Here is a 22,512-nt window from a genome sequence, read left to right as displayed (position 1 = left end):
GCCAAGTTCAGCCATCCAGCGCCTAAAGCACGGCATTCAGGGAGAGATTCAATGCGTGATGTGTTCATTTGCGATGCCGTCCGGACCCCGATCGGCCGCTTCGGCGGCGCGCTCGCCAAGGTGCGCACCGACGACCTCGCCGCCACCCCGATCAAGGCATTGATGGCGAAGCACCCGAACCTCGACTGGTCGCAGGTCGACGAAGTCTTTTTCGGCTGCGCCAACCAGGCCGGCGAGGACAACCGCAACGTCGCGCGCATGGCGCTGTTACTTGCGGGCCTCCCCGATTCGGTTCCCGGCCAGACCTTGAACCGCCTTTGCGCCTCCGGTCTCGATGCGGTGGGCGCGGCGGGCCGCGCCATCCGCTCGGGCGAGATCGATTTCGCGATTGCCGGCGGCGTCGAATCGATGACGCGCGCGCCGTTCGTGATGGGCAAGGCGGCGGAGGCGTTTTCACGGTCGGCCGACATTTACGACACCACGATCGGCTGGCGCTTCATCAATCCGCTGATGAAGGCGCAGTATGGCGTCGATGCGATGCCGGAGACTGGCGAGAACGTCGCCGAGGAGTTCCAGGTCTCGCGCGCCGATCAGGACGCGTTCGCGATCCGCTCGCAGCAGCGCGCGGGTGCCGCGATCGCATCGGGCTATTTCGCCGAGGAGATCACCCCGGTCCAGGTGCCCGGTGGCAAGGCCGGTCCCATCACCGTCGACAAGGACGAGCATCCCCGTCCCGAGACCACGCTCGAAGGGCTGGCGAAGCTGAAGCCGATTGTGCGCAATCCGGGCACGGTCACCGCAGGCAACGCGTCCGGCGTCAATGACGGCGCCGCCGCGCTGATCCTGGCGTCCGAGGGTGCGGTGAAGAAGCACGGCCTGACGCCGCGGGCAAAGATCCTCGGGCTTGCGTCGGCCGCGGTGCCGCCGCGCATCATGGGCATCGGACCGGTGCCGGCCACCCGTAAGCTCGTCGAGCGTCTCGGCATCAAGGTGTCGGATTTCGACCTGATCGAGCTCAATGAAGCCTTTGCTTCGCAGGGCATCGCCTGCCTGCGCCAGTTGAGCGTCAAGGAAGACGCCGATTTCGTCAATCCGCATGGCGGCGCCATCGCGCTCGGCCATCCGCTCGGAATGAGCGGTGCGCGGCTCGCGCTGACCGCGGTGCATGGGTTGGAGAAGCGGGGCGGTAAGCTTGCCTTGGCAACCATGTGCGTCGGTGTCGGGCAGGGTGTCGCGGTTGCGATCGAAAAACTGAACTAAAACAATAACCTGGAAGGGCTGAAAACAGCCCTTCCCCGGATTAGTTATGTCCTATAATGATCTGCGACGGCTGACCGGCGCGTGGCCGAGCATGATCCGGAAAAATGGAAGCGGGTTTTCCCGCGCGACAAGCGCGTAGCGTTTGCGCTGAGATCATGCTCAGTCAAAGAGATGAGATCATGATGCGATTGCCTCCAACCGCATCATGATCGAGGAGGAATTCGCCATGACCTTGCAATATCCGCTGCAGTCGCTTGCGGCGCATCCGGCGCGGCTCTCGCCGGCCTATCGCTCGACGCTGAAGCGGGCGCCGACCAAGCCCCTGATCCCGATGCGGCACACGCTCTCCGAACTCACCGGTCCGGTCTATGGTCATGAGACCGTGCGCGAGCACGACAACGATCTCACCATCCAGCACAAGAGCGAGCCCCTCGGCGAGCGCATCATCGTGCACGGCCATGTGCTGGATGAGGACGGCCGCGGCGTGCCGAACGTGCTGGTCGAGTTGTGGCAGGCCAATGCCTGCGGCCGCTACATCCATGTCGTCGACCAGCATCCTGCGCCGCTCGATCCGAACTTCACCGGCGCCGGCCGCACCCAGAGCGATGCCACGGGCTATTACAAGTTCATCACCATCAAGCCGGGCGCCTATCCGTGGGGCAATCACCACAACGCCTGGCGGCCCGCGCACATCCACTTCTCGGTGTTCGGCCACTCCTTCATCTCGCGTCTTGTCACGCAGATGTATTTCCCGGGCGATCCGCTGTTTCCGTTCGATCCGATCTTCAACTCGGTGACGGACGAGAAGGCGCGCGCGCGGATGATCTCGTCCTTTGATCTCGAGAACACCAAGCCGGAATGGGCGCTCTGCTACCGCTTTGATATCGTGCTGCGCGGGCGCTACGCCACGCCGATGGAGACCAAGTAAGTGTCGCACCAACGTCCTGATGGAGTAACGCCGTCGCAGACCGTCGGTCCCTATTTCAAATACGGCCTGACGCCGAATGGCGAATACGCCTGGAACGACGCCTTCACCAACAATTTGGTCACGCCGGATACTTCGGGTGAGCGCATCCGCGTCGAAGGCAAGGTTTATGACGGCGACGGCGCCGTGGTCCCCGACAGCATGTTGGAGATCTGGCAGGCGGACGCTCAGGGCCGCTTCTGCGATCCGCAGGACAAGCGTGCGCTGCCCAACAGCTCGTTCAAGGGGTTCGGCCGCGTCGGCACCGATGCAGGCGGCGGCTACGCCTTCGACACCATCAAGCCGGGCCAGGTCGCGGACCCCGACGGCAAGCCGCAGGCGCCGCATATCGTGCTCGCGGTGTTCGCGCGCGGCATGCTGCTGCACCTCTACACGCGGATCTATTTCGACGACGAGGCGTCGAATGCCAGCGATCCCGTGTTGGCGCTGGTGCCGGCCGATCGCCGCGCGACCCTGATCGCCAGGCGCAAGGCGGACTCGGGCAACGCGGTCTATACGCTCGACATCCATCTGCAGGGCGACAACGAGACGGTGTTCTTCGACGTTTGACGTACGTTGAGGAATGACGAGCGAGTGTTTCCTCACCGGCGGCATCGCCGCCGGCGGCCGTGGGAAATGCATTCGACGGTGTCATGGCGAAGCGTTACGCTGCGCCGGCCTGAGGTGCGGAGACATCCACAATGGCGAAAATCAGGGTCGGCCTGGCAGGCTGCGGCTTCGTGGCGGAGCTGCACATGTATGCCTACAGGCGCGTCTATGGCGTCGATGTCGAAGTCCGCGCGGTCGCGGCGCGAGGCGATCACGTCATCGAATTCGCCCGCAGGCACGCGATCCCGAACGCCTATCGCAGCTTTGCCGAACTGATCGCCGATCGTGAGCTCGATGTCATCGACATCTGCACGCCGCCCAATCTCCATGCCGTGATGATCGTCGAGGCAATGCAGGCCGGCAAGCACGTAATCTGCGAGAAGCCGTTCACCGGCTATTTCGGCCGCGACGGCGACAAGCAGCCGATCGGCAGGCACGTGCCGAAGGCGCTGATGTATCGGCGCGTGATGGAGGAGATGGAAAAGTCCCGTGCGGCCATGGAGACGACCGGCCGGCTCTTCATGTATGCCGAGGACTGGATCTACGCGCCGGCGGTGACGAAGACCGCGGAGATCATTCGCACCACCAAAGACAAGATCCTGTTCATGAAGGGCGAGGAGAGCCATTCGGGCTCGCATGCGGCTCATGCCGCGCAATGGGCGATGACCGGCGGCGGCTCGCTGATCCGGATGGGCTGCCATCCGCTGTCGGCGGTGCTCTATCTCAAGCAGGTCGAGGCCCGCGCGCGCGGCGAAACCATCGCTGTTGCGAGCGTGACCTGCGATGTCGGCAATGTCACGGCAACTCTCGGGCCGGAGGAGCGCGCCTATATCAAGGCCAATCCGATCGATGTCGAAGATTGGGGCACACTGACCATGACCTTCTCCGACGGCACCAAAGCGACGGTGTTTTCGGGCGACATGATCATGGGCGGCGTGCGCAATCTGATCGAGGCGTACACCAGCGGCGGATCGCTGTTTGCCAACATCACGCCGAACACGCACCTGATGAGCTACCAAACCAGCGAGGAGAAGCTCGCTTCCATCTACATCACCGAGAAGGTCGATCGCAAAACCGGCTGGCAGTATGTCTGTCTCGAGGAGGAATGGACGCGCGGCTACCTGCAGGAGATCCAGGATTTCATGGAATGCGTCGCAACCGGCCGCCAGCCGCTCGCCGATCTCGCGCTCGCCTTCGAGACGACGAAGGTGAATTACGCCGGCTATTGGTCAGCGGACGAGGGCCGGCGGGTGATGTTCTAACCGCGAACCCATTGCTCGCCTGCCGGAGCGACTTCGGAAAGTCCATAAGATCGCCAAGCGCCGTCGATCCGTTTTTGCCAAATAATCAATGTGCAATGCCCAGCTCTGGCGCAATTGCCTTTATGAGAAAGTTCGATCCGGTTGGTGTCAAATGGATGATGTCTCTTGCGGCCAACGACTCGCCTATCCGAGTAACGCAGCCGCGATTGTCACAAAGCGCATCGCGCGCTGAAATGTAGTCGACTCCCAGGGACGAGGCTATATTGCGCATATTGGAGTCGCCTGAAGCCTTATCCACGTATTGCCAAGTTCTCTCGGGTATGACTTCGCCCGACCGGCGAAAGTAGGTCGCAACGACGGCCGGCAAACCGCCTGTCCAAACCGGGACGGGACCCAGAATGACGATGCGTCCAATATTCAGGGCGCGAAGCGCTTCGATGGTTGGCCTCAGATTTTCGATCCTGTCATTCGCATCCCAAAAAGCGTGGAGCACCACGATATCCGGAGAATTGCTACGTATTAGATCAACAATTTTCCGATTTTCCTCCAGGCAAAACTCGGTCATCGAACCGGACCGAATTAGAAGTGGAGGACAAGAGCTCACGGTGAATTGGGCAATCCCGAAATTCCGCGTGGCTTGAAGATCGCGAAAGCCCGGGACAAGGGTAGAGGCGGTCGAATCGCCCCATATCGCTATGAGTGGACGTTTTTCATCGACGCAATTCGGAGAGAAACCGACTTTAGCACCATCCAAGAGCATGCATTCCCCTACGCGCAATCCTTCGGTCGGATCGAGCACCGTTATCATTTTGCTGATGCGGTCAGGAAGAGCCGGACCATGCCCTAGGGCAGGTACCAAGGCCGCTGCCCCAAGCGCAGCCATGCCGGCAATCAATGGCTTCGTAAACCGAATGCGACCGAATCTGATCGGCCGCTCAACGAATTTGTATGTCAGCCACGCCAAGAAAAACGTGAGCGCAATGACCAGTCCGCGTTCCAGGTCGGTGAGCCGCTTGAATTTGATCAATTCGGCAAACACCAGCAATGGCCAGTGCCAAAGGTAGAGGGGATAGCTGATGACGCCAACATTGACTGCGGCGTGGCTTGATAGCACCCAGCGATTGAGAAAGCTGCCCTCGGCCATAATAAGCAGTGCCGTCCCGGCCACCGGAACAGCCGCAGCCCATCCGGGAAACGGCGTTTTTTCGTTTATCAAGAACAGCGATAGAGCGATGGCGGCGATTCCGACAGCGGCGAACAGGTCATCGTGACGCGGATCCTTGATCGCAGCTTGCGCGATCGCTGCACCGGTCATCAATTCCCATGCCCGCGTGAAGGGAAGATAGAAGGTCGCGGATGGATAGTGCGGAAGCATCGCGACATTGAGCAGAAACGACGCACCGAGAATGATCGCAGTTGACAGCAGGAGACGGTTGCGCGGCAACAGCCAAAGCAGGATCGGCCAAGCGAGGTAAAACTGTTCCTCGATGCCAAGCGACCAAAGGTGCAGGAGCGGTTTCAAATGCGCGGCCACATCGAAATAGCCGACCTCCGAAAGCAACATCAGGTTTGCGGAAAACGCTGCGCTCGCAACGATGTTCTTTCCAAGTGACGTGAGCTCCAAGGGCAAAAGGTAATTCCAGCCGAGGACAAACGTCGCAATCAGAACAACGATCAATGCCGGGAAAATGCGTCGCACGCGCCGAGCGTAGAACGACGAGGCAGTGAAGCTGCCAGAATCCATCCCTTCAAGGATAATTTGAGTGATGAGATATCCCGAGATGACGAAAAATATGTCGACACCGACGAACCCGCCCGGCAGCACTTTGGGGAATGTGTGAAAGACAATAACTGCGAGCACCGCGACGGCTCTCAGGCCGTCAATGTCGGGTCGGTAGCGCAAACGCATTGCGTTCCTGCAGGTTGTTCCAGGCAATTTGCTTCGATTGGAGATTTTCGGTGCGACCCCGCGGGTATAACCAGCCGTCGCCGAAAGTCAAAGCCAGCATTGCTGGTCGTCTGATCCGCGTGGATCCGCTTGACGCACGCTTCAGCCGATGCCTTCGAGAAGACCAACGTGAACTACGCAAGCTATTGGGCGACGGACGGGGGCGGGCAGGTGACGCTGCAACGCGCTTGCGCGGAGAGGTTGGATTGCATCGTCAGATGCAATCCAGCCTTTCTTCCTGCAACAGCGGCGTGAGGAAGCATTATCCCGATGCGGCGCAACTACGCCCCGTAGGTCGAGCCCTTCGGCAGTGGGAAGACCGGATCCTGCGTTCTGATATTGGTCGGCCAGACCACCGAGATGTGTTCGCCGGCGTTCTGCATCACGACCGGGGTCGAGCGTTCGTTCTGGCCGGAGAGCGGCGTGCCCGGCCGGAAGAACTTCACGCCATAGCCCTGGATCGTGCCGCCCGGCGGGATGTCGACGTCGAGCGCGGCCTTGCGGACGGCCTCGGGGTCGAAGCCGCCGTATTTTTCCTTGGCAACCGGCAACACGTTATTGAGCAGCACCCATGTCTGGTTGAAGCCCATCGAGCAATGCGGCGGAACGTCGGTCGCGTTGGTCTTGGCCTGATAGCGCGAGACCATGGTCTTGGTGAGATCGCCGATCCCCGGTGCGAGCTTGGTGGGATCGAGCAGTTGTGCGGGGACCGGATCGATGTTGCAGAAATTGTCGATGTCGGGACCAAAAGTCGCGCGCAGCTTGTCGAGCTGGCTGTAGCCCGCGCCGGCGCCAAACAGCATCTTGAATTTCAGCCCGCTCTCTCGCGCCTGGCGAAGGAACAGGGTGATGTCAGGATTGTAACCGGCATGCGAGATCACGTCGGCCTTCGCGCGCTTGAGCTTGGTCACCAGCACCGAAAGGTCCGGTGCGGAGGCCGAGTAGCCCTCCTTGAACACGACCTGCAGCCCAGCCTCCTTGGCATAAGCCTCGTCGGCGGCAGCGACGCCGACCCCGTAGGGGCCGTCTTCGTGGATGATCGCGACCTTGACGTCTTTTGGCTCCATGCCAAGCTTGGCCTTGGCGTGTTCGGCGATGAAGCTTGCGAAGGCCTGGCCATACTGGTCGGAATGGATTTGCGCGCGGAAGACGTATTGCAGATTCTTGTCCTTGAACACCGCCGTGGAAACCGCGGTCGTGATCCAGAGAATCTTCTTCTGCTGCTCGACTTTGGCCGCCAGCGGGACCGCGTGCGAACTCGCATAAACGCCGTTGATGATGTCGATCTTTTCCTGGTCGATCAGGCGATTGGCCTCGTTGATGGCAACGTCGGGCTTGCTCTGGGAATCGGCGTTGACAGGGGCAATCTTGTACTTGCCGGCGATGCCGCCCTTCTCGTTGACGAGATCGATCGCGATCTGCGCGCCGATCGACGAGGCAACCGAACCGCCCGCAGCAAATGGGCCGGTCAGGTCGTAGATCACGCCGATGCGCACGGTTTCGGCCTGTGCCTGCGCGCGTGTCCAATCGAGGCTGAATGCAGCGGCGGCAGCCGCAGAAGTCTTCAGCAGCGTTCTGCGTGAAGTCGGCATCGCGTCCTCCCCATGTGATCCGTCGTTTGCGACGATCTTTCTGTTTTTTTGCCAAGTATTGGGGAGAAGGGGCTGGAAAGTCAACGCGGACGGGACTGCGGCGTCTCGCTCGTTGGTAGGGGGTGTATCCTAGTGACCCGGCCCTTGGGGCGCGCGATCAAATCCATCCCCGTCATGCTGAGGAGGCCGCAGAGCGGCCGTCTCGAAGCACGACGGCCACCAGCGAGGCCGCGCGTCCTTCGAGGCGCCTGCTCTCGGCAGGCTCCTCAGGAGGACGGGTCCAGTGATCGTTTGCAAGAGGGCGACGGCATCGGCCGCGGTTCACTCGATCGCCGCCGCATGATCGGATGGCCCGGCGGCCTGGGCGCGCAGCGTTGCCTTGGTCGAGCCGATCATGATCGCAAGCGGGATCGAGGCGACGATGAACAGCATCACGAGCTGGTAGTCGTGCGCGAACGCGATGATTTGCGACTGGGCGGCCACCATTTTGTCGGCGATGGCGCGACCGGCATCGCTGTTGAGGTTCACCATCCCGGCAACGTCGGGCATCTGCAGCGCGTGGTTGAACGGATTGATGTGCTCCGACAGCTTGGCGTAGATGCGCCGCGATCCTTCGGTGAGCTGTGCGATCACGATCGAGATGCCGACCGAGCTTGCCACGTTGCGCATCAGGGTCAGCATCGCGGTGCCGTCGGTACGCAGATGATTCGGCAGCGTCAGGAACGCTACGGTCGACAGCGGCACGAAGACGAGGCCGAAGCCGAAGCCCTGGATGATGCTGACGACGATGATTTCCGGCGCCTGGGTCATGTCGGTCCAGCCGGTCATCTGGAACAGCGATGCCGCGGTCAGCGCGAGGCCTGCGATGATCAGCGTCCGCGCCTCGATGTAGCGCATCAAGCGACCGACCAGCATCATCGCGACGAAGGTGCCGACGCCGCGGGCGGCCAAGAGCAGGCCGGCAGTAATGATCGGATAGCCGATCACGTTCTGCAAATAAGGCGAGGACAGCGCCATCGTCGAGTACAGTACGAGGCCCATGACAGTCATGAACACGCAGCCGCCAAGGAAGTTCTTGTCCTTGAACAGTGCGAACTGGATGAACGGCTTCGTCGTCGTCAGCGAATGGGCGAAGAAATAGTAGAAACCGATCGCCGAAACGATGAATTCGGCGATGATCTCGTTCGACTCAAGCCAGCCGAGCTGCTCGCCGCGGTCGAGCGCGAGCTGCAGCGAGCCGATCGCGACCGCAAGCGCCGTGAAGCCGAACCAGTCGAAGCGAAGTTCGAGGTTGGGCTTGGTCTCGTCCATGAAGATCATCAGGCCGAGGACCGTGATGGCGCCGAACGGCAGATTGACGAAGAACACCCAGTGCCAGGAATAAGTTTCGGTCAGCCAGGCGCCGAGCGAGGGGCCCATGATCGGGCCCATCATCACGCCCATGCCCCAGATCGACATGGCTTTCGCGCGCTCGTGCAGTGCATAGGAGTCGAGCATCACGGCCTGCGATAGCGGCACGAGCGCCGCGCCGAACACGCCCTGCAGCAGGCGAAACAACACCATCTGGTTGATGTCCTGCGCGAGCCCGCACAGCACCGAGGCGACGGTGAAGCCGGCCGAACAGATGATGAAGACGCGCTTGCGGCCGTAGCGGTTGGCGATCCAGCCCACGGGCGCGGTCATGATCGCGGCCGCGACGATGTAGGAGGTCAAGACCCAGTTGATCTGGTCCTGCGAGGCCGACAGCGAGCCCTGCATATAGGGCAGTGCGACGTTGGCGATGGTAGTGTCCAGCGCCTGCATGATCGTCGCCGTCATGGCGCAGATCGTCACCATGTTCCGGCGCAGGCCGGGAACGGCGGCTGGCGACGTAGCGGTCATCAGGCTCAGTCCTGGGCCTGGCCCGCGGCGGCGGCCGGGCCCAGCCCGAGCAGACCGGCCAGCGTGCGCCGGTGGTTGGTGTCAATGGTCACATAGACGCTCATACCGGCCTTCAGCTTGGAGACGAACTTGTCGTCCTTGTCGAAGTAGATGCGGACCGGCACCCGCTGAACCACCTTGACGAAATTGCCGGTGGCGTTCTGCGGCGGCAGGATCGCGAATTGCGCGCCGGTGCCGGGCGAGAGCGAACCGACCGTGCCCTTGAATACGTGGTTGGGGAAGGCGTCGACGTCGAGCTCGACCGGCTGGCCGACCGCGACGTAAGTGAAGTCGCTTTCCTTCGGATTGGCGTCGACCCACGGGCTGGCGACATCGATGATCGAAAACACCGGCGTACCGGCCGCGACGAAGCGGCCGAGCTGGATCTGCTCGACCTGCGTGGCGACGCCGGCCATCGGCGCGCGCAGCACGGTGTGGTCGAGGTTGCGCTGGGCAATGCCAAGGGCCGCCTTGGCCTGGGCGTAGGGCGGGAATTTCTCAAGCGGCAGATCGGGATCGCCGAGCAGTTGGGCCTTCGCGGTTGAAAGCTGCTGCTTGACGAATTGTGCCTGCGCTCCGGCGGTAACGAAGCTGGTCGAGGCGTTGTCGAGATCGAGCTGCGAGCCGACCCTCTGGTTGACGAGTGCGGTCTTGCGCTCGACGTCCCGTTGCTTCAGATCGACGGCCTGCTTGGCGAGATCGAGCATCTGGCCGTAAATCTTGATGTTATCGACGAGCTGCTCGTAGCTCGTCTTGGCCTGTGCGAGGTTGGCCCTGGCCTGATCGAGCGCGAGCTGGAAAGGCTCGGAATCGATCTCGAACAGCTCGTCGCCTTCCTTGACCCGTTGCCCCTCCTTGACCACGACCTTGGTGATCTTGCCGGAGATGTCGGGCGTGACCATCACCTTCTGAGCGCCGACATAGGCATCGTCGGTGGTCACGTAGCGGCCTCCGTTCACGTAGAACGCGACGCCGGCGACCGCCGCGACCAGCGGCAACACGACGAGCAACAGAACGCGGCGATAGCGCCGCATGCCCGCCATCAGGCGGCGGCGCGGCGCGGCAGCGTGCTTCTCGGGTGCCGCCTGATTGCCCTTCTGCTCGGGCGGGAATCTGAGGACAGGATCAGCCATAGCGCTGCTCTTTTCGGAGAGATTGGCCAGCTGGAGCTTGGATGGCATTGCGAATGTTTTCCTTGATCGAATCCAGTTGCGAGAGCATGCGATGGGCATCGGCCGGACTGATGCCCTCGAGTGCGGTCGCGGTGAGTTCGGAACGAAGCCCGGCGAGCTTGCCGAGCAACGGTCGCGCGGCCTTCGTCAGATAAAGGCGGTTGACGCGGCGGTCGGTCTCGTCGCCGCGGCGTTCGATCCAGTCATTGTCGCAGAGCTTGTCGATCAGCCGCGTCAGTGTGATCGGCTGCATCTCCATCTGCTCTGCGAGTTCCGACTGCTTCAACCCTTCGGCACGTTCGACCTTGGCGAGAACAGCCCATTGCGCACGGGTTATGCCGTAACGCGCCGCCTCTTTGTCCGCATAGACGCGGAGCAGGCGGAACACCTCGCCGAGCGTGAACAGGAAGTTCATATCCACCGAACCGCGCATGGCCAATCGAGCCCCTTTCAATAAGCTTGGGATATAATAAGCTTGCTTACGAATTCCGCACCGCAGATTAACGGGAGGCAGCCCCGCATTGAGCACATGGCTGGAGGCGGGCTTTGGGAACCCACGCCAAGGTGCTAAAAGCGGGACAAATGAGCTTGGCCAAGCCGACATTTCCGGCCCCCGATCACGACCATGGGCGCTGCACCGCCGAGGCGATGACGCATGCCGAGCAGGTCTGCGCGCGCCGGGCGCAGAAATTCACCCCGATCCGCCGCCAGGTGCTGCAGGCGCTGTTGTCCAGTCACCGTCCGCTCGGCGCCTATGAAGTGATCGACGAGCTTGCCAAGTCGATGCCGCGGCCGGCGCCGATCACGGTCTACCGCGCGCTCGACTTCCTGATGGCGAACGGCCTCGTCCACCGCATCGAGAGCCGCAACGCCTTCCTTGCCTGTGCGCACGATCACGACGAGACCTCGATGGTGGCGTTCCTGATTTGCGACCATTGCGGCTCGGTCGGCGAGATTCCGGCGGCGCCCGTCGCGCAAAGCCTGACGGCGGCGGCGCGGGCGTCGGGCTTCGTCCCAAAACTCTCCGTCGTCGAGATCGCGGGCACCTGCGCCCATTGTCGCAAATGATGTGGAAAAGAATGCGAGATCCTCACCCCGTCGTTGCGAGCGGAGCGAAGCAATCCATTTCGCCATTTGCTGAAACGCAGATCGCTTCGTCGCTTGGCCCCTCGCAATCACGGGTCAATCTAGTCGAACCATAACGAGCAACACGGCGCCAAGCCGGCCGCGAGGAAACATGTCCACCCAGGCAATCTCCACCAACTCAGCACCGCCCGTCAGCGTCGGGCATGGACTGCCCCCGCGCGCCATCGCGCTGATGCTGATGCTATGCCTGAGCTGGGGCTTCAACCAGATCGCGGTCAAGCTCGCCTTGCCCGACGTGCCGCCCATGCTGCAGGCGATGATCCGTTCCGCCGGCGCGTTGCCGGTCATGATCATCGTCGGCTGGCTGCGCGGCGTGAAATTCGTCGTGCGGGACGGCACCCTCGGCCCCGGGCTGGTCGCGGGGCTGATGTTCGGTGTCGAATTCGTGCTGATCTTTTCCGGCCTTGTCTTCACCTCGGCCTCGCGTGCGGCGGTGTTCCTCTACACCGCGCCGTTCTTCGTCGCGCTCGGCTCGCATCAGTTCCTTGGCGAGCGCTTGAGCGCGATGCAGTGGAGCGGGCTGGCGCTGAGCTTTGCCGGCGTCGCGCTGGCGATCGGCGTGCCGCAACCGGATGTCGATGCAAAGGTCCTGCTCGGCGACCTCATGGTGGTCGGCGGCGGCGCGCTGTGGGCGGCGACCACGCTGGTCGCCAAGGGGACCAACTTGCGCAAGGCGGCGCCGGAAAAGGCTCTGGGCTATCAGGTCGCGGTCTCGATTCCGATCCTAGGGCTTGCGTCATGGCTGTTCGGCGAGAGGATCACCCATATGCCGAGCGCGCTGTCGATCTCGCTGCTCGCCTATCAGGCGGTCTGGGTCGTGGGGTGCACCTTCGTGATCTGGTTTGCGATGGTAAAGAGCTATTCGGCGAGCAGGCTTTCGGCCTTCACCTTCATCACGCCGCTGTTCGGCGTGGTCGCCGCCTACTTCATCATGCACGACACGCTGACGCCGGTGTTCGGCGCCGCAGCGCTGCTCGTGATCGTTGGGCTCTATCTGGTCAACAAGCCCGATCCGAAGGTGACGCCCGATCCGAACGTTCCGGCGTGATGCTGCCAAGCGGCCAATCCGACCTGCGGACCTGTTAGCTCTCTGGGATTGAACCGCCATGAATTCACGGTCGTCTCGGCTTTCGCCAGGACGGGGCGAGGCGAGTACGGCGCTACCCCGTCTCGATCGGCAGCGACTCGTCCTTGGCCCATTCGCCCATCGAGCCGTCATAAAGCGTGAGATTGTCGTAGCCGAGCCGATGCAGCTGGAGCAGGTCGATGGTTGCGGAGATGCCGCCGCCGCAATAGGCGATCACGCGTTTGTCGCGGGTGATGCCCTGCGCGGCGAACACCTGCTCGGCCTCGGCAAGCGGCACGAACGCCTTGCTCTTCGGGTCAATCAGGGTTGCCGCCGGCACGCTGACGCTGCCTGGGATGCGTCCGGCACGACCATAACGGCTAGGCTCCAGGCCCTTGTAGAATTGCGGGCCGAGCGCATTGACGATGACGGTGTTGCGATCGGCCGTCGCGGCCAGCACGTCATGCTTGCCGACGAACAGGCCGGGCACCGGCCTCGCCGTGAACCTTGCCAGCGGATAGCCGCCGGCAAGGCCGGTCTCAATGTCGCGGCCCTCGGCGGTCCATTTGTCGATGCCGCCGTCGAGTAGGGAAGCGCCTTCGAAGCCGAGCGAGCGCAGCATCCACCAGAAGCGCGTCGCCCACATCATCGTGCCGATCGAGTAGAGAACGACCCGGCTGTTCGCCGAGATGCCGTGGCGGCCAAACGCGGCCTCGAGCTGCGCCACCGGCGGCATCATGAAGCGAAGTTCGGTGTGCGGATCTGAGAATTCGCCCTGCAGGTCGAGGAAATTCGCACCGGGAATGTGACCGGCTTCGAACGTCTGCCGCCCCGAGACCGCAAGATAGGGAACTCGGCTACCCGGAGGTACCGGCTCGAGATAGGTCGTACAGTCGAACAGGCGCAGATCCGGTCGCATGAGGATGTCGGCGAGTTCCGCGGTAGTGATCAGCTCGCTGTGGTCAGCCATGGGCTCTCTCCCGATATCATCTCAAGCCGGATGCTAGAGCATGATCCGGAAAAGTGTGTAGCGGTTTTCCCTCGCGACAAACGCGGAGCGTTTGCGCGGAGATCATGCTCAAGCAAGGACCTGAAGCGCGATGACGATTCACCCTAATCTCATCGCGCTTCTAGGGCGTTATCCGGAAAAGTGGACTCGGTTCTTGCGACAGGATCATGCTCGATCGAGGCGATCGGAGGTACCCGGATCACATGAAAAGCGGTCACTTTGCCCTTTGAATCATCCAATTCCGCTCCAATATAGCGGTCATGCAGGGCGCCGCCGCATGGCTTGCTTTCGGTCTCGATCGGCGCAATAAGGTATTGAATCAACAACGGAAACTTAACCGCCCCGCCGCGCGGACGCGCCGTTCACCGCCCGTTGGTGAATGTCACCAGAATCTGATATTCGAGACGCCATGAACAAGCCCGAGATTTTGCCGCAAGACGACGTCGCAGGTCCGCAGCCGCGGCACGAAACCACGCAGGTCATGGTCGGCAATGTTGCCGTCGGCGGCGGTGCGCCGATCGTCGTGCAGTCGATGACCAACACCGACACCGCCGATGTCCAGGGCACCATCGCCCAGGTCGCGGCGCTCACCCGCGCCGGCTCCGAGCTGGTCCGCATCACCGTCGACCGCGAGGAGGCCGCCGCCGCGGTGCCCCACATCCGCGACGGTCTGCGCAAGATGGGCATCACCACGCCCCTGATCGGCGACTTCCACTATATCGGCCACAAGCTGCTCGCCGAGTATCCTGATTGCGCCGAGGCGCTCGACAAGTACCGCATCAATCCCGGCAATGTCGGTTTCAAGAACAAGCGCGACACGCAGTTCGCCGACATCATCGAGATCGCAAACAAGAACAACAAGCCGGTGCGTATCGGTGCGAACTGGGGTTCGCTTGACCAGGAATTGCTCACCAAGCTGATGGACGAGAACACGGCCTCGGCCAATCCGCGCGATGCGCGCGCGGTGACCCGTGAGGCCATGGTGCAGTCGGCGCTGCTGTCGGCGGCCCGCGCCCAAGAACTCGGCATGCCCAAGAACAAGATGATTCTGTCGGCCAAGGTCTCGGCCGTGCAGGACCTGATCGCGGTCTATCAGGAGCTGGCGCGCCGCTCGGATTACGCGATCCATCTCGGCCTCACCGAGGCCGGCATGGGCTCAAAGGGCATCGTTGCCTCCTCGGCCGCGCTCGGCATCCTGCTGCAGCAGGGCATCGGCGACACCATCCGCATCTCGCTGACGCCTGAGCCTGGCGGTGATCGTACGCTCGAAGTGCAGGTCGCGCAGGAATTGCTGCAGACCATGGGCTTCCGCACCTTCGTGCCGCTGGTCGCGGCCTGCCCGGGCTGCGGCCGCACCACCTCCACCACGTTCCAGGAGCTCGCGCGCTCGATCCAGGACTTCATCCGCGACGAGATGCCGACCTGGAAAACCAGGTATCCCGGCGTCGAGCAGCTCAACGTCGCGGTCATGGGCTGCATCGTCAACGGCCCCGGCGAATCCAAGCACGCCAATATCGGCATCTCGCTGCCCGGCACCGGCGAGGCGCCGGCTGCGCCCGTCTTTGTCGACGGCAAGAAGTTCCGAACCCTGCGCGGTCCGACCATTGCAGCCGAGTTCAAGGCGCTGGTGATCGATTACATCGACCAGCGCTACGGCAAGGGCACCAAGGTGCCCGAGCAGGCGGGCGCCGCGGAGTAGCAGTGTCATGAGCCGGATTGCGCTTCGCGCGATCCGGGCTACGATGTCTCCCAATCAAGAACGATCGGGAGAACAGGATGAGTTCATTGTCCGGCAAGCAGGGCCCGCGCTATCGGCACGTTGCCGATGAATCAGAGCCCTATGAGACCATCGCTGTCGAGAAGCTGACGCCGATCATCGGCGCGGAAATCTCCGGCGTCGACATTGGCAAACTCGTCTCGGACGATGCGCGCTCCAACCGTCAGATGGACGAGATCCACCGCGCGCTTGCCGAAAACCTCGTTATCTTCTTCCGCGACCAGCACATCTCCCCGCAGCAACATCTCGCCTTCGGCCGCAAGTTCGGCGAATTGCACGTGCACCCGGCGGCGCCGAACGAGGGCGATCCGGCGCTGATGAAGATCCACGCGGACAAGGATTCGCCGCGCGCCAATGGCGAAGGCTGGCACACCGACGTGTCCTGCGACCTCGAGCCGCCGATGGGCTCGATCCTCTACATCAAGCAGTGCCCGCCGCGCGGCGGCGACACGCTGTTCGCCAACATGTACGCGGCCTATGAGGCGCTGTCCGACCGGATGAAGGCCTATCTCGACGGGCTGACTGCGATGCATGACGGCGAGCAGACCTATCGCGGGCTCTATGCCAATTACGGCGTCGCCGACAAGCAGATCTACCCGCGCGCCGAGCATCCGGTGATCCGCACGCATCCGGTCACGGGCAAGAAGGCGCTCTACGTCAATCGCGGCTTCACCCGCCACATCGTCGGCATCCCCCGCGACGAAAGCGACGCGATGCTGGCCTATCTCTACCAGCACGCGGAGAACCCGCTGTTCCAGTGTCGCTTCCGCTGGACCGAGAACGCAATCGCGTTCTGGGACAACCGCTGCGCCCAGCATCGCGCGATGTGGGACTACTGGCCGCACACGCGATCGGGCACGCGCGTAACGGTGAAGGGAGAGCGGCCGGTGTGAGGACGGCAGCGCCGGCGCGCTACCAAGCGCGCCAAAATCTAGAATGATATTCGGAGGTCGCCCATGCTCCGCGCCGAAGACAACAGGTTCCTCACCGAGGCAGGTCCGGGAACGGGGATGGGCGAACTGTTGCGCCGGTTCTGGATTCCGGTGCTGCTGCCGGAAGAATTGCCGGAGCCGGACGGCGAGCCGAAGAAGATCACAGTCCTCGGGGAGGAACTGCTCGCCTTCCGAGACACACGCGGCGTGGTTGGCCTCATCGATCAGTATTGTCCGCATCGCGGCGCCAATCTCTGGCTCGGCCGCAACGAGGAATGCGGCATCCGCTGCGTCTATCACGGCTGGAAGTTCGATACCGACGGCGCCTGCGTCGACATGCCGACTTCCTATCCCGATCTCAACGCCAAGGACCTGATCCGCATCAAGTCCTATCCGGTGCGCGAATGGGGCGACATGATCTGGGCGTATATGGGCCCGGCCGGCGAGATGCCGGAATTGCCCGCGCTGGAGATGGCGTTGCTGCCGCCATCACACCGCTACGTCACGAAGAAATGGCAGGACTGCAACTGGGTGCAGGCGCTGGAGGGCTCGATCGACACTGCGCATTTCACCTTCGCCCATCTCTCGTTCGAAAAGGAGGAGAACGAGATCCTCGACATCAAGAGGCATTTCGTCAATCCGCTGACGCGGGTCGCGACCGAGCACATGCGATGGATCGCCGAAGACCCGCGGCCCGTCATCAAAATCAACCCGCATGATGCAGGGCTGACGATCGCAGGTGGGCGGCTTACGGGGACCGACAATATCTACTGGCGCATCGCACAGTTTCTGATGCCGGTTCATACCTACGCTCCGAGTTCGATGCCGGGCGAGAACATTTTCGGCCAGAGTTTCGTGCCGGTCACTGACACCAATTGCTGGATCTTTACCTATGCTTGGAATCCGCACCGCCCCCTGACGGAAGCCGAGCGCGATGGCTACGCCCACGGCAATGGCGTGATGTCGGAGGTCGACGAGAACTACGTGCCCCTGCGCAACAAGCGAAACGACTATCTGATCGACCGCAAGCTGCAGAAGACCAGAAGCTATACCGGCATCAAGGGCGTGTCCGAACAGGATGCCGCCGTGCAGGACAGCCAGGGCCCGATCGCCGACCGCACCCGCGAGCATCTTGGGCTCACCGATCTCGGCATCATGCATTTCCGGAAATTGGTGATGGAGGCGGCCCGCGCGCTGCAGCGGGGCGAGGCGCCGCCGCATCTGAAGCATCAGGACCGCTACACCGTGCGTTCCGGCGCCTGCGTGACCAGCAAGAGCAAGGATTTAACCGCCGTCATGATCGAGCGGTTCGGCGATCCGGCTGGGCTTGTGGGCGGGCCAGGGCAGGACGCCGCCGCGGAGTAGGCGCACCACGATGACGGGCGGTTACAACGGAATCCGCCGATACTCGCGATTGCTCAGGCTCGCTTCCTCCAGATCGAGATCGCGCTCGATCCGCCGCCGTGTCTCGTCGGTGATCTTGCCGTCGCGCAACAGCGCGTGGATGAATTTTCGCTCGGAAGCGATCAACTCGCGCGTCAGCTCGGTGCCGGCCGCGGACACGTCGTGCTTGTCGGGATCAAGCGAATCCGGCAACTGGTTGGTGCGGATCTCGTGTCGCGACCGCAGCAGCTTCAGCACCTCGTCTGACAATTCGCGGTCGTCGGTGATGGCGTCGAGCGATTTCAGCGCCTCCGCCAGCGCCTCGCGTCGCGCCGCGATTTCCTGTTCATGCTCGGCGATATGCTCGCTGCGACCGTCCTTGGCGACGCCGAGCCAACGCACCATCAGCGGTAATCCGAGGCCAATTCCGACCAGGGTCACGAAGATCACGCCGAAGGCGACGAACAGGATCAGGTCACGATGGGGGAACGGATCGCCGTTCGGCAGCGCCAAAGGCAGGGCCAGCGCGGCGGCAAGTGAAACCGCGCCGCGCACGCCGGTGAAGGCGATCACGAAAACCGCCCGCCACGACGGCAACGGGTCCCGCTCGCGCAACCGCTTGTTGAACCAGCGCGGCAGATAGGTGGCCGGAAAGACCCAGAGGAACCGCGCGATGATGACGATGACGGCGACCAGTGCCGTGGCCGAGAGGATGTCGTGCAGCGGGAACGCCTTCGATTTCTCGAACAACGCGCGCATCTCGAACCCGGTCAGGAGAAACAGCAGGCCCTCGATCAGGAAGATGATGAGGTCCCAGAAGAAAATGCCCTGCAGGCGCGTCGCGGCTGAGATCAGAAGCGGTCCGTTCCAGCTCATGTAGAGCCCGCAGGCGACGGTCGCGATCACGCCGCTGCCGCCGAGATGTTCGGGGATCCAGTAGGCGAGATAGGGCGTGATGAGCGACAGCGTGATCTCGACCTGCGGATCGCGGGCACGGCGGCGTGCGCGCAGGCTGAGCCAGCCGACCGCCGAGCCGAACAGGACCTCGACGGCCACGATGACCAAGAAGGTGGCGGTCGCCTTCGGCAGCGAGAACAGCCCGGTCGTGATCGCGACCACTGCGAAGCGATAGAGGATCAGCGCGGTCGCGTCATTGGCGAGGCCCTCGCCTTCGAGCACAACCAGGATCCGGCGGGGCATGCCCAGCTTGCGGGCAATCGCAAGCGGCGCCACCACGTCGGGTGGCGCGACGATTGCGCCGAGCAGGAAGCCGACGCTCCAGGGCAGGCCGATCAAATAGTGGGTCGCGGCTGCGACCATGAAGGCGGTGAAGATCACACAGCCGACCGACAGCAGAATGATGGGCCGCAGGTTCGCCTTGAACTCGCGCCAGCTCATCGCGACGCTCGCCGAATAGATCAGCGGTGGCAGCACCACCAGGAGCACGAGCTCGGGGGGCAGTTCGAGCGACGGCATGCCCGGCACGAAGGCGAGCGCGACGCCGACGAGGAGGAGAAGGATAGCTGGTGCGACGGCGATACGGCGCGCCAACAGGGCGGTTCCCGCGAGCAGCCCCAGCAGGATCAGAAAGATCTGAAACGTGGCTTCCATGACGGTCAATTCGCCCGGAAAGCCATCGCCAGTCAATGCGGCCCGGCCTGCGGCCCGGCGTGCGCAACCGCGTCACGAGAGCCGCATGATCAGTCGGGCCGCGGCCTGATCATACCTCCGCGAAATGTCGGTGGCCGGAACGACCGCGATGGCGAGGACGGCGGCGATTGCGCCCCGTCACTCGTGCAGGTCATATCGATAGGATTTCGAGACGATCTGCCAGCCGTCCGCGAGCTTCATCGCCACCAGATAGTCGGTGAAGTAGCGCGGCGGCAACTGGCATCGCACCTTGATGAAAGCGGTCTTGTCGTCGGAGCGGTCGATGGTGACGATGAAGTCCTCGCGCGGCTTGCCCTCCGCCTTCGCCGATGGCCGCTTGCGCACGCGATCGAGCCAATCCGGCACGGTCAGCACCTGCAATTCGCCCTTCTCGACCCAACGCAGGTCGGCGGAGGGGTGGAAGACCGCGCCGAGCTTGTCGGCGTTGCCTTCATAGAGGCCATCGAAATAGGTTTGCACGACGGCCTCGACGCTCGCTCGATCGTTGCTCATGGGTTGTCCTCCCGTCAGGATCTGTTCTGATAGGATTAAGCCATGAACCGCCGGATCGCGCCATGGCGATGTCGGCATCCGCGTGAGAGGTGAGCTGTGACCGCATCAGCAAATTCAAGCGCTCGTTATCTTGCAGGCGAGTGTTTTTGCCGCGCCGTGCGCTATCAGGTCGCCGACGTGTTTTCCTATGCACTCAATTGCCATTGCTCGAACTGCCGGCGGGCCACAGGGGCGGCATTCAAGCCGTTCGCCGCAATCGGGCGCGAGAAATTTTCTGTCGTCAGCGGCGTTGATGACCTCTTGGTTTACGGCGATGGCAAGGCCCACGACGCGCATTGCCGCCATTGCGGTTCGCTGCTCTATTCCGTCGTGCGCGACGGCGCCTTCGTCCATGTCGCGATGGGGACGCTGCTTGACGCGCCGTCAATCCGCCCGACCGCGCATATCTTCGTCGGCTCAAAGGCCCCTTGGTATGCAATCACCGACGACCTGCCGCAGTATCGCGAGCATGTCACGCGCGACGCGGGATAAGTCGGCGCCCCGGCTAGATCGCGCTTGCGGCGATATTCACCATCAGCGCCAGCAGCGCGGTGTTGAACACGAAGGAGATGATGCCGTGCACGGTGGCGGTGCGGCGGATGATCTTGTCGGTGATGCCGACATCGGAAACCTGCGCGGTCATGCCGATCACGAACGAGAAATAGACGAAATCCCAATAGTCGGCGTCGACATGGGCGTCGCCAGTCGGGAATTGCAGGCCGCCGGGCGTCTTGCCACGGTAGAATTCGTGCGCGTAGTGCAGCGCAAAGGCGGTGTGGACTGCAGCCCACGACAGCGTGATGGTAGCGACCGCGAGCGCCAGCTCGGCCGGACTGCGCTTGGATACACCGAGTTCGAACAGGATGGCCGCAAGGCTCGCCAGCGCGCCGAGGGCGGTCAACAGCAGGATCAGAAAGCGGCCGTCGTCCTGCATCACGGCGCTGCGCTTGATATAGGCGATGCCACAGCGCAGCATCATGACATAGGCCAGCAGCAGGTAGAGCGCGGCGAACGCATCCCAGCCGATCAGAAGCCGCGTCACCGGCCGCCGCGAATCCGGCAGCAACAGACATACGGCGATGCCGAACGCAACCGCGACGAAGGTGCGCGGCCGGCCCACGACGAAGCGGACCGGCATCGGCAGCTTTCTGAAACGAACAAGGTGGGCGTCGACATCCTTGCTCATTTTTGCGGGGGCTCGCGCTAGTTCTTGCGCTCAGCGACGAAGCGCGCGGCTGCGCGCAGAACGTCGCCCCTGTCGCCGAAGATCGACAGCGCGGCGTCGGCGCGTGCCAACAGGTCGCGCACGCGCTGCTTCGCGCCCTCGATGCCAAGCTGGGTGACGAAGGTGGTCTTGCCGAGTGCGGCGTCCTGCCCGGATGGCTTGCCGAGCGCTGCGGCATCGCCCTCGACGTCGAGCAGGTCGTCGGCGATCTGGAAGGCTTCGCCCAGCGCTTTGCCGAAATCGTCCAGCGCCTGGTATTGCTGCTGCGAGGACTGGCCGAGGATCGCGCCGGCGATGCAGCCGTAGCGCAGCAGCGCGCCGGTCTTCATCTGCTGCAGTCGCGCGACGTCGACCGGCTCGCGGTCGCCGAAGCGTCCTTCACCGGCAAGGTCGAGGATCTGGCCGCCGGCCATGCCGCCGATGCCGGCGGCCCGCGCCAGTCCACGCGTCAACAGCAGGCGGACATTGGCGTCCTTGTGGACCTCGTCGCGGGTGATGATGTCGAAGGCGATCGTGAGCAGTGCGTCGCCAGCGAGGATCGCGGTCGCGTCGTCATAGGCCTTGTGCAGGGTCGGGCGGCCGCGGCGCAGGTCGGAATTGTCCATCGCCGGCAGATCGTCGTGGATCAGCGAATAGCAGTGGATGCATTCGAGCGCGGCACCCGCCATCAGCGCGGCCTCGCGCGGCACGCCGAACACCGCGGCGCTCTCGACCACCAGGAACGGCCGCAGCCTTTTGCCGCCCCCGAGGCTCGAATAACGCATCGCCTCGATCAGCCGCTTCGGGCGGACGATCTCGTCGGTCACCGTCGCGCCAGACAGCAGTCTCGCAAGCATCGCCTCAGTATCTTCAGCGGTTTGGTCGAGCCGCTTGGAAAACTCTGCGGTACCGGTCGTCATCAAGAATTGCTCCAGATCGATTTTCGGCCGGACAATCGTTGATGACACCGGCTTCGTCAATTCCAGTTGGAGGGCAGATGACGCCTTAAAACTGCTGGAAAAACCGTGAATTATCCGGTCGACGTCGGTCAAGGCCGGCCCTTTTT

At 62.9% G+C, this 22,512-nt stretch carries 21 protein-coding genes; 10 read left to right on the top strand and 11 right to left on the bottom strand.

All coding sequences use genetic code 11. The features are described 5' to 3' along the window. Nucleotides 1-51: 51 nt before the first annotated feature. The 4 genes from pcaF to JQ553_RS03015 all read left to right on the top strand — a co-directional run bounded on the left by pcaF (nt 52) and on the right by JQ553_RS03015 (nt 4,095). The gene (gene pcaF / locus JQ553_RS03030; protein WP_212498393.1) at nt 52-1,260 is read left to right on the top strand and encodes a 3-oxoadipyl-CoA thiolase; all 1,209 of its coding nucleotides are present in this window, start codon (nt 52-54) and stop codon (nt 1,258-1,260) included. A gap of 226 nt (nt 1,261-1,486) precedes the next feature. Beyond that, nucleotides 1,487-2,188 carry a protocatechuate 3,4-dioxygenase subunit beta gene (gene pcaH / locus JQ553_RS03025; protein ID WP_212498392.1) on the top strand — a complete coding sequence of 234 codons (702 nt, stop codon included), beginning with the start codon at nt 1,487-1,489 and terminating at the stop codon, nt 2,186-2,188. Then, nucleotides 2,189-2,794 (top strand): protocatechuate 3,4-dioxygenase subunit alpha, encoded by a 606-nt coding sequence (gene pcaG, locus JQ553_RS03020; protein WP_212498391.1) that lies wholly within the window; start codon nt 2,189-2,191, stop codon nt 2,792-2,794. It begins immediately after the preceding gene. A gap of 131 nt (nt 2,795-2,925) precedes the next feature. After that, nucleotides 2,926-4,095: a Gfo/Idh/MocA family protein gene (locus JQ553_RS03015; protein ID WP_212498390.1), complete on the top strand. Its 1,170-nt coding sequence runs from the start codon at nt 2,926-2,928 to the stop codon at nt 4,093-4,095. An 85-nt stretch (nt 4,096-4,180) separates the two neighbouring features. Here JQ553_RS03015 and JQ553_RS03010 read toward each other — a convergent pair whose 3' ends face one another. The 5 genes from JQ553_RS03010 to JQ553_RS02990 all read right to left on the bottom strand — a co-directional run bounded on the left by JQ553_RS03010 (nt 4,181) and on the right by JQ553_RS02990 (nt 11,160). Then, nucleotides 4,181-6,004 (bottom strand): acyltransferase family protein, encoded by a 1,824-nt coding sequence (locus tag JQ553_RS03010; RefSeq protein WP_212498389.1) that lies wholly within the window; start codon nt 6,002-6,004, stop codon nt 4,181-4,183. A 320-nt stretch (nt 6,005-6,324) separates the two neighbouring features. Beyond that, nucleotides 6,325-7,635 carry an ABC transporter substrate-binding protein gene (locus tag JQ553_RS03005; protein ID WP_212498388.1) on the bottom strand — a complete coding sequence of 437 codons (1,311 nt, stop codon included), beginning with the start codon at nt 7,633-7,635 and terminating at the stop codon, nt 6,325-6,327. Between the two features lie 321 nt (nt 7,636-7,956). Then, entirely contained in the window at nt 7,957-9,516 is a 1,560-nt protein-coding gene (locus JQ553_RS03000; protein ID WP_212498387.1) for a DHA2 family efflux MFS transporter permease subunit, read from the bottom strand. 5 nt (nt 9,517-9,521) lie between these two features. After that, on the bottom strand, nt 9,522-10,688 hold the full coding sequence (locus JQ553_RS02995) for an HlyD family secretion protein (RefSeq protein WP_212498386.1): 1,167 nt from the start codon (nt 10,686-10,688) through the stop codon (nt 9,522-9,524). After that, nucleotides 10,681-11,160, bottom strand: coding sequence for a MarR family winged helix-turn-helix transcriptional regulator (locus JQ553_RS02990; protein ID WP_212498781.1), 480 nt, complete (start codon nt 11,158-11,160; stop codon nt 10,681-10,683). Before JQ553_RS02990 ends, JQ553_RS02995 begins: the two co-directional genes overlap by 8 nt. Nucleotides 11,161-11,309: 149 nt before the next feature. Here JQ553_RS02990 and JQ553_RS02985 point away from each other — a divergent pair, with 149 nt between their 5' ends. Both JQ553_RS02985 and JQ553_RS02980 read left to right on the top strand, forming a co-directional pair. Next, nucleotides 11,310-11,795: a Fur family transcriptional regulator gene (locus JQ553_RS02985; RefSeq protein WP_212498385.1), complete on the top strand. Its 486-nt coding sequence runs from the start codon at nt 11,310-11,312 to the stop codon at nt 11,793-11,795. 250 nt (nt 11,796-12,045) lie between these two features. After that, nucleotides 12,046-12,921 (top strand): DMT family transporter, encoded by an 876-nt coding sequence (locus JQ553_RS02980; protein WP_212498780.1) that lies wholly within the window; start codon nt 12,046-12,048, stop codon nt 12,919-12,921. A 112-nt stretch (nt 12,922-13,033) separates the two neighbouring features. On the opposite strand, the gene JQ553_RS02975 is transcribed toward JQ553_RS02980, so the two are convergent. After that, nucleotides 13,034-13,909, bottom strand: coding sequence for a sulfurtransferase (locus JQ553_RS02975; protein WP_212498384.1), 876 nt, complete (start codon nt 13,907-13,909; stop codon nt 13,034-13,036). 149 nt (nt 13,910-14,058) lie between these two features. Continuing rightward, a complete protein-coding gene (locus JQ553_RS02970; protein ID WP_212498383.1) occupies nt 14,059-14,274 on the bottom strand; it encodes a hypothetical protein in 216 nt (71 codons plus the stop codon). 83 nt (nt 14,275-14,357) lie between these two features. Between JQ553_RS02970 and ispG the strand changes: the two genes are divergently transcribed. The 3 genes from ispG (at nt 14,358) to JQ553_RS02955 (ending at nt 18,022) form a co-directional block, all read left to right on the top strand. Beyond that, the gene (gene ispG / locus JQ553_RS02965; protein ID WP_212498382.1) at nt 14,358-15,647 is read left to right on the top strand and encodes a flavodoxin-dependent (E)-4-hydroxy-3-methylbut-2-enyl-diphosphate synthase; all 1,290 of its coding nucleotides are present in this window, start codon (nt 14,358-14,360) and stop codon (nt 15,645-15,647) included. A 77-nt stretch (nt 15,648-15,724) separates the two neighbouring features. After that, nucleotides 15,725-16,618, top strand: a complete 894-nt coding sequence (locus tag JQ553_RS02960; RefSeq protein WP_212498381.1) for a TauD/TfdA family dioxygenase — start codon at nt 15,725-15,727, stop codon at nt 16,616-16,618. Nucleotides 16,619-16,681: 63 nt separating this feature from the next. Next, nucleotides 16,682-18,022 (top strand): Rieske 2Fe-2S domain-containing protein, encoded by a 1,341-nt coding sequence (locus tag JQ553_RS02955; protein ID WP_212498380.1) that lies wholly within the window; start codon nt 16,682-16,684, stop codon nt 18,020-18,022. A gap of 21 nt (nt 18,023-18,043) precedes the next feature. On the opposite strand, the gene JQ553_RS02950 is transcribed toward JQ553_RS02955, so the two are convergent. Both JQ553_RS02950 and JQ553_RS02945 read right to left on the bottom strand, forming a co-directional pair. Further along, the gene (locus JQ553_RS02950; RefSeq protein ID WP_212498379.1) at nt 18,044-19,651 is read right to left on the bottom strand and encodes a Na+/H+ antiporter; all 1,608 of its coding nucleotides are present in this window, start codon (nt 19,649-19,651) and stop codon (nt 18,044-18,046) included. Nucleotides 19,652-19,828: 177 nt separating this feature from the next. Continuing rightward, nucleotides 19,829-20,203, bottom strand: coding sequence for a nuclear transport factor 2 family protein (locus JQ553_RS02945; protein WP_212498378.1), 375 nt, complete (start codon nt 20,201-20,203; stop codon nt 19,829-19,831). 96 nt (nt 20,204-20,299) lie between these two features. On the opposite strand from JQ553_RS02945, the gene JQ553_RS02940 reads away from it, so the two are divergent. Beyond that, nucleotides 20,300-20,734, top strand: a complete 435-nt coding sequence (locus JQ553_RS02940) for a GFA family protein (protein ID WP_212498377.1) — start codon at nt 20,300-20,302, stop codon at nt 20,732-20,734. A gap of 13 nt (nt 20,735-20,747) precedes the next feature. Here the strand turns inward: JQ553_RS02940 and JQ553_RS02935 are convergent, their stop codons facing one another. Together JQ553_RS02935 and JQ553_RS02930 are read right to left on the bottom strand one after the other, a co-directional pair. Beyond that, nucleotides 20,748-21,428, bottom strand: a complete 681-nt coding sequence (locus tag JQ553_RS02935; protein WP_212498376.1) for a DUF1345 domain-containing protein — start codon at nt 21,426-21,428, stop codon at nt 20,748-20,750. Nucleotides 21,429-21,445: 17 nt separating this feature from the next. Then, the gene (locus tag JQ553_RS02930; protein ID WP_212498375.1) at nt 21,446-22,366 is read right to left on the bottom strand and encodes a polyprenyl synthetase family protein; all 921 of its coding nucleotides are present in this window, start codon (nt 22,364-22,366) and stop codon (nt 21,446-21,448) included. Nucleotides 22,367-22,512: the final 146 nt, after the last annotated feature.

This window comes from Bradyrhizobium lablabi (assembly GCF_018131005.1).
Taxonomy (GTDB): domain Bacteria; phylum Pseudomonadota; class Alphaproteobacteria; order Rhizobiales; family Xanthobacteraceae; genus Bradyrhizobium; species Bradyrhizobium lablabi_D.
Note: the sequence above shows the minus strand (reverse complement) of the source record. Positions and strands in the feature narration are given on the sequence as shown.

Coding starts and splice junctions, on each gene's coding strand:
- pcaF (WP_212498393.1), top strand. CDS start 52: ATGCGTGATGTGTTCATTTGCGATGCCGTCCGGACCCCGATCGGCCGC.
- pcaH (WP_212498392.1), top strand. CDS start 1,487: ATGACCTTGCAATATCCGCTGCAGTCGCTTGCGGCGCATCCGGCGCGG.
- JQ553_RS03015 (WP_212498390.1), top strand. CDS start 2,926: ATGGCGAAAATCAGGGTCGGCCTGGCAGGCTGCGGCTTCGTGGCGGAG.
- JQ553_RS03010 (WP_212498389.1), bottom strand. CDS start 6,004: ATGCGTTTGCGCTACCGACCCGACATTGACGGCCTGAGAGCCGTCGCG.
- JQ553_RS03005 (WP_212498388.1), bottom strand. CDS start 7,635: ATGCCGACTTCACGCAGAACGCTGCTGAAGACTTCTGCGGCTGCCGCC.
- JQ553_RS03000 (WP_212498387.1), bottom strand. CDS start 9,516: ATGACCGCTACGTCGCCAGCCGCCGTTCCCGGCCTGCGCCGGAACATG.
- JQ553_RS02995 (WP_212498386.1), bottom strand. CDS start 10,688: ATGGCTGATCCTGTCCTCAGATTCCCGCCCGAGCAGAAGGGCAATCAG.
- JQ553_RS02990 (WP_212498781.1), bottom strand. CDS start 11,160: ATGCGCGGTTCGGTGGATATGAACTTCCTGTTCACGCTCGGCGAGGTG.
- JQ553_RS02985 (WP_212498385.1), top strand. CDS start 11,310: ATGAGCTTGGCCAAGCCGACATTTCCGGCCCCCGATCACGACCATGGG.
- JQ553_RS02980 (WP_212498780.1), top strand. CDS start 12,046: ATGCTGATGCTATGCCTGAGCTGGGGCTTCAACCAGATCGCGGTCAAG.
- JQ553_RS02975 (WP_212498384.1), bottom strand. CDS start 13,909: ATGGCTGACCACAGCGAGCTGATCACTACCGCGGAACTCGCCGACATC.
- ispG (WP_212498382.1), top strand. CDS start 14,358: ATGAACAAGCCCGAGATTTTGCCGCAAGACGACGTCGCAGGTCCGCAG.
- JQ553_RS02960 (WP_212498381.1), top strand. CDS start 15,725: ATGAGTTCATTGTCCGGCAAGCAGGGCCCGCGCTATCGGCACGTTGCC.
- JQ553_RS02955 (WP_212498380.1), top strand. CDS start 16,682: ATGCTCCGCGCCGAAGACAACAGGTTCCTCACCGAGGCAGGTCCGGGA.
- JQ553_RS02950 (WP_212498379.1), bottom strand. CDS start 19,651: ATGGAAGCCACGTTTCAGATCTTTCTGATCCTGCTGGGGCTGCTCGCG.
- JQ553_RS02945 (WP_212498378.1), bottom strand. CDS start 20,203: ATGAGCAACGATCGAGCGAGCGTCGAGGCCGTCGTGCAAACCTATTTC.
- JQ553_RS02935 (WP_212498376.1), bottom strand. CDS start 21,428: ATGAGCAAGGATGTCGACGCCCACCTTGTTCGTTTCAGAAAGCTGCCG.
- JQ553_RS02930 (WP_212498375.1), bottom strand. CDS start 22,366: ATGACGACCGGTACCGCAGAGTTTTCCAAGCGGCTCGACCAAACCGCT.